This window comes from Bradyrhizobium campsiandrae (assembly GCF_014529705.1).
GTDB lineage: Bacteria > Pseudomonadota > Alphaproteobacteria > Rhizobiales > Xanthobacteraceae > Bradyrhizobium > Bradyrhizobium campsiandrae.
Window position 1 is genome coordinate 1 of sequence record NZ_JAANIH010000121.1, and the last position, 9726, is coordinate 9726.

Consider the following 9726-nt stretch of genomic DNA (forward strand, 5'->3'; position numbering starts at 1 on the left):
CGTGCGGCCTACGATCGCTTCGGCCATGCCGCTTTCGAGCAAGGTGGCCCGGGCGGGGGCGCCGGTTTTGGCGCGGGCTTCGCCTCCTCCTTCTCCGACATTTTCGAAGATCTGTTCGGCATGGCCGAAGCGATCGTAGGCCGCACGCTTGTCCTTGTCCTTCAGGATCTCGTAGGCCTCGTTGATTTCCTTGAACTTGACCTCGCTGGTCGCATCGCCGGGATTGCGGTCGGGATGGAATTTCATCGCCAGCTTGCGGAACGACGATTTCAGCTTGCTCTCGTCGGCATCGCGTTCGACTTCGAGGGTCTCGTAGTAGCAGCGCTTTGTGGACGTGGACATGTCTGACTCAGGCCTATCCGATCGCGATTCAAGTCGGGGCGAAACACCGTCGCCACGCGACGATATAGGCAGCCTTCCGCGTCACGGCAGAGGGCTGCATGGCAGCGTTGAACATAACGGCTGGGAATTGATCGATCGTAACGGGGGCGATCAGAACAGATCCGCCGCCCGTCCGTCCCGACACGAAAGCCTCCCCCTCGAGGGGGGAGGCCATTTCAGCGTGTGGGGTCCAAGCCGTCCGCATCATACCCTCTTGGGGCTTATGCGGACTTCTTGTTGTTCTTGTCGTCATCGACCTCGGTGAATTCCGCGTCGACGACGTCGTCCTTCGCAGCGTCCTTGGCCGCGTCGGCCTCGGCCTGCTGCTTGTACATGGCCTCGCCGAGCTTCATCGAAGCCTGGGCCAACGTGTTGGTCTTGGCCTTGATCGCCTCGGCGTCGCTGCCCTTCAGCGCTTCCTTGAGGTCGCTGACGGCATCCTCGATGGCGCGGCGCTCGGTCTCGGAAACCTTCGAGCCGTGCTCGGCCAGTGCCTTCTCGGTGGAGTGCACCAGCGCATCGGCATGGTTCTTGGCGTCGACCGCCTCGCGGCGCTGCTTGTCGGCCGCGGCATTGGCCTCGGCATCCTTGACCATCTTGTCGATGTCGGCTTCCGACAAACCGCCGGAGGCCTGGATGCGGATCTGCTGCTCCTTGCCGGTGGCCTTGTCCTTGGCCGAGACGTTGACGATGCCGTTGGCGTCGATGTCGAAGGTCACCTCGATCTGCGGCATGCCGCGCGGGGCCGGCGGAATGCCCATCAGGTCGAACTGGCCGAGCATCTTGTTGTCGGCCGCCATTTCACGCTCGCCCTGGAAGACGCGGATGGTGACGGCATTCTGATTGTCTTCAGCCGTCGAGAACACCTGGCTCTTCTTGGTCGGGATCGTGGTGTTGCGGTCGATGATGCGGGTGAACACGCCGCCCAGCGTCTCGATGCCCAGCGACAGCGGGGTCACGTCGAGCAGCAGCACGTCCTTGACGTCGCCCTGGAGCACGCCGGCCTGGATCGCGGCGCCGATCGCCACGACTTCGTCCGGGTTGACGCCCTTGTGCGGCTCCTTGCCGAACAGCTGCTTCACGACTTCCTGGACCTTCGGCATGCGCGACATGCCGCCGACCAGGACGACTTCGCCGATCTCACCGGCGGTGACGCCGGCATCCTTCAGCGCCTTGCGACAGGGCTCGACGGTCTTCTGGATGAGGTCGTCGACCAGCGCCTCGAACTTGGCGCGGGTGAGCTTCATCGTCAGATGCTTCGGGCCGGTCTGGTCCGCGGTGATGAAGGGCAGGTTGATCTCGGTCTGCGTCGTCGACGACAGCTCGATCTTGGCCTTTTCAGCGGCTTCCTTCAGGCGCTGCAACGCGAGCTTGTCGTTGCGCAGGTTGATGCCCTGCTCCTTCTGGAACTCGTCGGCGAGATAGCCAACGAGGCGCATGTCGAAGTCTTCGCCGCCGAGGAAGGTGTCGCCGTTGGTCGACTTCACCTCGAACACGCCGTCGCCGATTTCGAGAATGGAAATATCGAACGTGCCGCCGCCGAGGTCGTACACGGCGATGGTGCCGGCCTTGGTCTTGTCGAGGCCATAGGCGAGCGCGGCCGCGGTCGGCTCGTTGATGATGCGCAGCACTTCAAGGCCGGCGATCTTGCCGGCGTCCTTGGTCGCCTGGCGCTGGGCGTCGTTGAAGTAGGCGGGGACGGTAATGACGGCCTGGTCGACCTTCTGGCCGAGATGGGCTTCCGCGGTCTCCTTCATCTTCTGCAGGATGAACGCCGAGACCTGCGAGGGCGAGTAGGTCTGGCCGTCGGCCTCGACCCAGGCGTCGCCGTTGGAAGCCTTCACGATCTTGTACGGAACGAGCTTCTTGTCCTTCTCGACCATCGGGTCGTCGTAGCGGCGGCCGATGAGGCGCTTCACTGCGAAGAACGTACGCTCGGGATTGGTAACGGCCTGGCGCTTGGCAGGCTGGCCGACGAGGCGCTCACCGTCGTCGGTTACGGCGACGATCGAAGGCGTCGTGCGCATGCCTTCGGAATTCTCGATGACTTTGGCGTTTTTGCCATCCATCACGGCGACGCACGAATTCGTGGTGCCGAGGTCGATCCCAATGACCTTTCCCATGGTCCTGATATCCTTCTTTTTGCGGCAGGTTGGCTGGGCCCAGAAGGCACCCGAACCGAAACCCCCTAAGATCAAACATCCGCGATATTGCGATGATTGAGGCTCATATAGGAGGGGGGGAGGGGGCCGCAAGGACCGAGCGCAAGTTTCGGCCGTGAAAACATCGGGTTTTGGAAGATGCTATCCGGGCTTCGCCGTACTTGCGGGTGAGGAAATATTAACAGGTCCAGGCCTCGGTCCGCCCCGCCACCCTTGACCGACCCCGCCCTGTTACCGGCGCGCCAAACCCGCTAAAAGGCGCTCCGGCCGGACAGCCTCGCCAACTGGCTGCCTTGCGCGACAAAGCGGCCCAATGGCCGACCATCGAACGGCCTCAATGTGAACCAATCAGAGTGCCCATGAAGCTGACCCGCCCCCTCGCTGCGCTCGCCCTGCTCGTTGTCTCCGCGCTTCCAGCGCTCGCAGCCGACGCCGTCTACCCGCCTGGCCTCCGCCTCGGCATGGTGCCGCTGGTCGGCCTGAACACGGCAAAAACCTTTCCGGGCTTCGAGAGCGAGGACGGCAGCGTCAAGGTGCTGATCACCGAGCTGCCGCCGGCGGCCTATGGCGAGGTCGTGGCCGCCTTCAACGCCAATCCGAACGGCTCCAACGGCGTCAAGCCGGACAAGATCGAGACGCCCGCGGGCCTGGCCTATTTCACCACCGAGAGCGGCAAGGCCGGCGAGACCCCGGTGCGGCGCTATTCGATGATCGTGCCGGGCGCCGGCTTCTCCGGCTATGTCGCGGTGCAGGTCCCGGAGAACGCCTCGAAGATTTACACCGACGAGGCGGTGAAGCAGATGTTTGCCACCGCCGTGACCCGCAGGGAGGTGTCGGCCGACGAGCAGATCGGCCTGATGCCGTTCAAGATCACCGAGCTCTCCGGCTTCAAGGACATCCGCACGCTGGTGCCGGGCTCGAGCATCATCCTGGCCGATGGCAACGAGGGGACGGGCTATGAATCGAAGCCGTTCATGATCCTCGGCCTGATCGGTGCCACCCCGCAAGCCGCCGACGACCGCGCCCGCTTCGCCCAGGAGGCCGCCCTGCAAATTCCGGGGTTACGCGAATCCCGCATCACCATGTCCGAGCCGATCCGCATCAACGGCCAGCAGGGCTTCGAGACCCGGATCGACGGCGTCAGCGGCAAGGACAAGACGCCTGTGACCGTGGTGCAGTGGATCCGCTTCTCGACCGGCGGCGCCTCGCTGCGCATCATCGCCAGCGCCCCGCGCGACCAGTGGTCGGACGCCTTCACCCGCTTCCGCGCCGTGCGCGACGGCATCCAGCCGAAGGGCTGACAGCCCAAGCGTTCCGCAGGACTGGCTGCATTTTCGGGCTTTCGTTCGTATACCAACGGAACTAGGCTCCCCTCTGATTGATGGATCAGCTTGGAGGGGAGGCGGACGATGCTTAATCGACGACAGATCTTGGCCGCGCTGGGAACGACGGCGCTCGCGAGCTTCGCGCCATCGGCACTGTTCGCAGCAGCCGCGATCAAGCCGGACGACACCTCCGCGCTGCTCGTGATCGACGTGCAGAACTGCTTCCTGCCGGGCGGCAGCCTCGCGGTGAAGGAAGGCGAGCAGGTCGTGCCCGTCATCAACAGAATCGCGAAGACGTTCTCGAACGTGGTGATGACGCAGGACTGGCACACGCCCGGCCACGTCTCGTTCGCGTCAGTGCATTCCGGCAAGAAGCCGTTCGAGACCATCGACCTGCCCTATGGCAAGCAGGTGCTGTGGCCCGACCATTGCGTCCAGGGCACCGACGGCGCCGCGCTGTCGAAGGATCTCGCGATCCCGCAGGCCGAGCTCATCATCCGCAAGGGCTTTCACAAGGACGTCGACAGCTATTCGGCATTCCTCGAAGCCGACGGCAAGACCACGACGGGCCTGGCCGCCTATCTGAAGTCGCGCAAGATCAAGCGCGTCTTCGTTGCCGGTCTCGCGACCGATTTCTGCGTCGCCTGGACCGCGCTCGACGCGCGCAAGGCTGGCTTCGAGGTCTATGTCGTGGAAGACGCCTGCCGCGGCATCGACACCCAGGGCTCGCTGGCCAAGGCCTGGGCCGACATGGCCAAGGCGGGCGTGAAGCGGATTCAGTCCGCGGATATCGCCGCGAGTGCGTAGGGATTTCGCGCCGTCATTCCGGGTTCGATGCTCTGCATCGCCCGGAATGGCGCCGAGCAAAAAATTCAGTTCGCTTGGTTGCTGTTCGCCGCGGGTGCGGGCTTTGCACCGCCCTTGGCGACGCCGACCAGCGCCGGACGCAGCACGCGCTCGCCGATGGTGTAGCCGGCCTGCATGACCTGCACGACGGTGCCTGACGGCACCGACGCATCCGGCACCTCGTACATCGCCTGATGGAAGTTCGGATCGAACTTCTGGCCCTGCGGATCGAGCTTCTTCACGCCGTGCTTTTCCAGCGCGCTGTGCAGCGAACGCTCGGTGAGCTCCACGCCCTCGATCAACGCGGTCAGGCCGGGATCGGCGGCGGCACGTGCTTCGGCCGGAACGGCATCGAGCGCGCGCTGGAGATTGTCTGCGATGTCGAGCACGTCGCGGGCAAAGCCGGTAATGCCATAGAGGCGGGCGTCAGCGACCTCTTTGGTGGTGCGTTTGCGCAGGTTCTCCATCTCGGCCAGCGTCCGCAGCATGCGGTCGCGCGCCTCGGCGGCTTCCTTCTGCAACGTTTCGACCGAGCCGGGCTCGGGATCGTCGGGCATGATGTAGGGCTTCGACACCACAGGCTCGCCGGTCGGCGCGGCCGTGTCTTCGGGTTGCCGGTTTGGATCGGTCATCGGCTGCTTCTCGAACTCGTCTCAAAGGGAGGTTTTTCTCGCCCGGATATCGTGCTTTGGGCGCTGAAAATCAAGCGCCCGTGATCGGCGCAAATGCCGGTCAGCCCCCCAAGAGGCGGCTGACGATGCGGGCCGCGTAGTCCACGGTCGGGATCACACGGGCATAATTCAGACGCGTCGGCCCGATCACGCCCAGAACGCCGACGATATGGCCGGCGGCATCCCGATAGGGCGAGATGATGGTGGAGGAGCCGGACAAGGAAAACAGCTTGTTCTCCGAACCGATAAAGATGCGCACACCCTCAGCGGTCTCCGCGCGCCCCAAAAGGTCGATGACGCCGCGCTTGGTCTCAAGATCGTCGAACAAGAGCCTGACACGCTCGAGATCCTCCAGCGCGTGCAGATCTTCCAGCAGATTGGCGTGGCCGCGGACGATGAGCTGGCGGTCCTCGTTCTCGCCGCCCGACCAGCTGGCAATGCCGGCGGAAATCACCTTTTGCGCGAGCTGATCGAGCTCGGCGCGGGCCTCTGCGAGCGCGGTTTCGAGCTCGAGGCGGGCCTCGGCCAGGGTCCGGCCGCGAATCCGCGCATTGAGGAAATTGCCGGCTTCGGTGATGGCCGAGGAGGGAACTCCGGGCGGCAGCGTCAGTACGCGGTTTTCGACCTGGCCATCCTCGCCGACCAGGATCACCAGCGCCTTTTCGGGTTCCAGGCGGACGAATTCGATGTGTTTCAGCCGCGCATTGGACTTGGGCGTCAGCACCACGGCTGCGGCGCGCGTCAGGCCGGAAAGCCGGGTCAGGGCCTGATCGAGCGCAGCTTCGACCGAGTGGGCCTCGCCGACCGACGTGAGCTGGCTCTGGATCGACTGCCGTTCGGCCTCGTTGAGGTCGCCGACCTGCATCAGGGCATCGACGAAGAAGCGCAGGCCGAGTTCCGTCGGCAGCCGGCCGGCGGACGTATGCGGCGCATAGATCAGGCCGAGCTGTTCCAGATCCGCCATGACATTGCGGACCGAGGCCGGCGACAGCGGCATCGCAATCAGGCGCGAGATGTTGCGCGAGCCGACCGGCTCACCGGTCGCCAGATAGCTTTCGACAATCTGGCGAAAAATGTCACGGGAACGCTCGTTGAGCTGGGCGAGGCCTGCGCGCGGCGCGATCAGATGGATCGGATCGTGGTGGGCCAACGACGGTAACTCCTCTAAGATGCACATAATTTGTCCATCCCGGAGGCTTCTGACAAGCGTGGCGTTTGCAGGTCCGGAATCAGGGGGTGAATAAGCCCTTGCCGCATACCCTCGCCCCACCTACAAGCACCGCGAATAGCCCTTTTCCGTAAGTTTTGGAGGATTTCCCATGCGGCCAAGCCGCCGTGCGCCCGACGAATTGCGCCCCGTGACGCTGGAGCGCGGCGTGGTCAAATATGCGGAAGGCTCCTGCCTGGTGAAATTCGGCGACACCCACGTGCTTGTGACCGCCACGCTGGAAGAACGCCTGCCGCCCTGGCTCAAGGGCCAGGGCCGCGGCTGGGTCACCGCCGAATACGGCATGCTGCCGCGCGCCACGCTGGAACGCACCCGCCGCGAGGCCTCGGCCGGCAAGCAGAGCGGCCGCACCGTCGAGATCCAGCGCCTGATCGGCCGCTCGCTTCGCACCATCGTCGACCTCGAAGCGCTTGGCGAGCGCCAGATCACGGTCGATTGCGACGTGCTCCAGGCCGACGGCGGCACCCGCACGGCCTCGATCACCGGCGCCTGGGTGGCACTGGCCGACTGCATCGCCTGGATGAAGTCGCGCAACATGGTCAAGGCCAACGTCATGCGCGACAACGTCGCTGCCATCTCCTGCGGCATCTACAACGGCACGCCGGTGCTGGATCTCGACTATGCCGAGGATTCGGCAGCGGAGACCGACGCCAATTTCGTCATGACCGGCGACGGCCGCATCATCGAGGTGCAGGGCACCGCGGAACGCGAGCCGTTCACGCAGGACGAGTTCCTGAAGCTGATCGCCTTGGCGCAAAAGGGCATCGCGCGTCTGGTGGACTTGCAGAAACTGGCCGTCGCGTAGTCAATAGGCCCATGCACCGCCGAATCACCGGAAAGCTCGTCATTGCGACCCATAATCCCGGCAAGCTCGCCGAGATGAAGGAGCTGCTCGCGCCTCACGGCGTCGAGGTGGTGTCGGCCGGCGAGCTCGGCCTGCCCGAGCCCGACGAGACCGGCAACGACTTCCGCAGCAATGCCGCGATCAAGGCGATCGCGGCGGCGCAGGCGACCGGGCTTCCGTCCTTCGCCGATGATTCCGGCATCGTGGTCGATGCGCTCGACGGCGCACCGGGCATCTACAGCGCGCGCTGGGCCGGACCGTCCAAGGATTTTGCCGCGGCCATGGCGCAGATCGAGCGCCTTTTGCAGGAGCGCGGCGCCACCACGCCGGACAAGCGCAAGGCCCATTTCGTCTCGGCGCTCTGCGTGGCCTGGCCCGACAATCATCTCGAAGAGGTCGAGGCGCGCGTCGACGGCACGCTGGTGTGGCCGCCGCGCGGCACGTCCGGCTTCGGTTACGATCCGATGTTCCTGCCCGACGGTCATACGCGCACTTTCGGCGAGATGGAGAGCATCGAGAAACACGGCCTGCCGCCGCTCGGCCTCGGCCTGTCGCACCGCGCCCGCGCCTTCGTGAAACTGGCGGAGATCTGCCTTGAGCCGCGCTAACAAGGATGCGTTCGGCGTCTACGTGCACTGGCCGTTCTGCCTGTCGAAGTGCCCCTATTGCGACTTCAACAGCCATGTCCGCCATGCCGCGATCGATGAGGCGCGCTTTGCTTCGGCCTTTGCGCGCGAGATCGCGACGACCGCCGCGCGCGCACCCGGTCGCGAAGTGTCTTCGATCTTCCTCGGCGGTGGCACGCCCTCGCTGATGCAGCCGGCCACCGTCGGCGCCGTCCTCGATGCGATCGGCAAGCACTGGAGCGTCGCCAGCGACGTCGAAGTGACGTTGGAAGCAAATCCGACCAGCGTCGAGGCCACGCGCTTTGCCGGCTATCGCGCGGCCGGCGTCAACCGCGTCTCGCTTGGCGTGCAGGCACTGGACGATGCGTCGCTGAAGGCGCTGGGCCGCATGCACAGCGCGCGCGAGGCGCTCGACGCCGTCGGCATCGCGCGCCGCTCGTTCGAGCGTTACTCGTTCGACCTGATCTACGCCCGTCCCGACCAGACGCCGGCGATGTGGGCGGATGAGCTGCGCCTCGCCATCGATGAAGCGGCCGAGCATCTGTCGCTCTATCAGCTCACCATCGAGGAAGGCACGCCGTTCTTCGGCCTGCACCAGGCCGGCAAATTGAAGACGCCGGACGAAACGGTGGCGCGCGCGCTCTACGACGTGACGCAGGAAACCTGCGATAAACTCGGCCTGCCGGCCTATGAGATTTCCAATCATGCCCGGCGCGGCGCCGAGTGCCGGCACAATCTGGTCTATTGGCGGGGCGAGGAATATGCCGGCATCGGCCCCGGCGCGCATGGCCGCCTCGACATCGACGGTATCAGGCATGCCACCGCGACCGAGAAGCGCCCCGAAGCGTGGCTCATGCGCGTCGAGAGCACCGGCGACGGCGTCGTCACCGACGATCTCCTCAACAGCGAAGAACGCGCCGACGAATTCCTGCTGATGGGATTGCGCCTGGCCGAGGGCATCGACCCCGAGCGCTACACCGCGCTCTCCGGCCGTCCGCTCGATCCCGGCCGCATCGCGCTGCTGCGCGAGGAGGGCGCGATTACGGTAGACGCGACGGGACGGCTGCGCGTGACCAGCAGCGGATTTCCGGTGCTCGATGCCGTGGTCGCTGATCTCGCGGCGTAGCACCGCTGTTGGTGAGGTGTCCGGCGGCGGCAGCCGCGATCGCAGCTACACTGCCAGTTGCCGCGCCGCGGCCAGTCCCGCCAACGCCTCGTCCAGCTTCTCGCGATCGAGCGGCTTGATCAGAAATCCGTTCATGCCGGCTTCGAAACAGGCATAGCGATCTTCCACCAGCGTGTTGGCGGTGAGCGCGAGGATCGGCGTGTGTGGGCCACCTTCTGTGGCCTCGTGGGCGCGGATGCGTTTTGTCGCTTCGATGCCGTCGAGCTGCGGCATCTGGATATCCATCAACACCAGATCATAGGGCGTACCGGCGGAGCTGGCGGCAAGCCATGATTCCAGCGCGGCCTCGCCGTTGACGGCGATGACGACGCGATGGCCAAGCTTGGTCAGCAGCGATCGCATCAGCAATGCATTGATCTCGTTGTCCTCGGCGACGAGGATCGAGAGGCCGGCCGCAGGCGTTCTGACCGGCACCGGCTCGACCGGCTCCGGCGCGAGATCGGGCGAGGCGACTTCC

Annotated in this window: 10 protein-coding genes; 5 read left to right on the forward strand and 5 right to left on the reverse strand. The window is 65.1% G+C overall.

Features of this window, described 5'->3' with window-relative positions:
* Window positions 1–342 (reverse strand): DnaJ domain-containing protein (locus tag G8O24_RS41710; protein WP_244646363.1); only part of this gene is annotated, 342 nt, incomplete at its 3' end.
* A gap of 260 nt (window positions 343–602) precedes the next feature.
* Entirely contained in the window at window positions 603–2504 is a 1902-nt protein-coding gene (gene dnaK / locus G8O24_RS41715) for a molecular chaperone DnaK (protein ID WP_092289553.1), read from the reverse strand.
* A 398-nt stretch (window positions 2505–2902) separates the two neighbouring features.
* On the opposite strand from dnaK, the gene G8O24_RS41720 reads away from it, so the two are divergent.
* The gene (locus tag G8O24_RS41720) at window positions 2903–3844 is read left to right on the forward strand and encodes a hypothetical protein (protein WP_188108295.1); all 942 of its coding nucleotides are present in this window, start codon (window positions 2903–2905) and stop codon (window positions 3842–3844) included.
* Window positions 3845–3952: 108 nt separating this feature from the next.
* Window positions 3953–4675 (forward strand): bifunctional nicotinamidase/pyrazinamidase, encoded by a 723-nt coding sequence (pncA, locus tag G8O24_RS41725; protein WP_188108296.1) that lies wholly within the window; start codon window positions 3953–3955, stop codon window positions 4673–4675.
* Window positions 4676–4740: 65 nt separating this feature from the next.
* On the opposite strand, the gene grpE is transcribed toward pncA, so the two are convergent.
* Together grpE and hrcA are read right to left on the reverse strand one after the other, a co-directional pair.
* Window positions 4741–5346, reverse strand: coding sequence for a nucleotide exchange factor GrpE (gene grpE / locus G8O24_RS41730; RefSeq protein ID WP_188108297.1), 606 nt, complete (start codon window positions 5344–5346; stop codon window positions 4741–4743).
* A 100-nt stretch (window positions 5347–5446) separates the two neighbouring features.
* Complete coding sequence (hrcA, locus tag G8O24_RS41735; protein WP_128963196.1) at window positions 5447–6535, reverse strand: heat-inducible transcriptional repressor HrcA; 1089 nt, start codon at window positions 6533–6535, stop codon at window positions 5447–5449.
* Window positions 6536–6704: 169 nt separating this feature from the next.
* Between hrcA and rph the strand changes: the two genes are divergently transcribed.
* Genes rph through hemW form a run of 3 tightly spaced genes read left to right on the forward strand, consistent with a single transcriptional unit; the run spans window position 6705 to window position 9209 of the window.
* Entirely contained in the window at window positions 6705–7418 is a 714-nt protein-coding gene (gene rph / locus G8O24_RS41740) for a ribonuclease PH (protein WP_188108298.1), read from the forward strand.
* 11 nt (window positions 7419–7429) lie between these two features.
* Window positions 7430–8065, forward strand: a complete 636-nt coding sequence (rdgB, locus tag G8O24_RS41745) for an RdgB/HAM1 family non-canonical purine NTP pyrophosphatase (protein WP_188108299.1) — start codon at window positions 7430–7432, stop codon at window positions 8063–8065.
* The gene (gene hemW, locus G8O24_RS41750) at window positions 8052–9209 is read left to right on the forward strand and encodes a radical SAM family heme chaperone HemW (RefSeq protein WP_188108300.1); all 1158 of its coding nucleotides are present in this window, start codon (window positions 8052–8054) and stop codon (window positions 9207–9209) included. Before rdgB ends, hemW begins: the two co-directional genes overlap by 14 nt.
* Window positions 9210–9254: 45 nt before the next feature.
* On the opposite strand, the gene G8O24_RS41755 is transcribed toward hemW, so the two are convergent.
* Window positions 9255–9726, reverse strand: a 472-nt coding sequence (locus G8O24_RS41755) for a response regulator (RefSeq protein ID WP_188108301.1), incomplete at its 5' end; no start/stop codon positions are given.

Bases quoted from the DNA above. Each gene is read 5' to 3' on its own strand.
- G8O24_RS41720 (WP_188108295.1), top strand. From the start codon at position 2,903: ATGAAGCTGACCCGCCCCCTCGCTGCGCTCGCCCTGCTCGTTGTCTCC.
- rph (WP_188108298.1), top strand. From the start codon at position 6,705: ATGCGGCCAAGCCGCCGTGCGCCCGACGAATTGCGCCCCGTGACGCTG.
- grpE (WP_188108297.1), bottom strand. From the start codon at position 5,346: ATGACCGATCCAAACCGGCAACCCGAAGACACGGCCGCGCCGACCGGC.
- rdgB (WP_188108299.1), top strand. From the start codon at position 7,430: ATGCACCGCCGAATCACCGGAAAGCTCGTCATTGCGACCCATAATCCC.
- dnaK (WP_092289553.1), bottom strand. From the start codon at position 2,504: ATGGGAAAGGTCATTGGGATCGACCTCGGCACCACGAATTCGTGCGTC.
- pncA (WP_188108296.1), top strand. From the start codon at position 3,953: ATGCTTAATCGACGACAGATCTTGGCCGCGCTGGGAACGACGGCGCTC.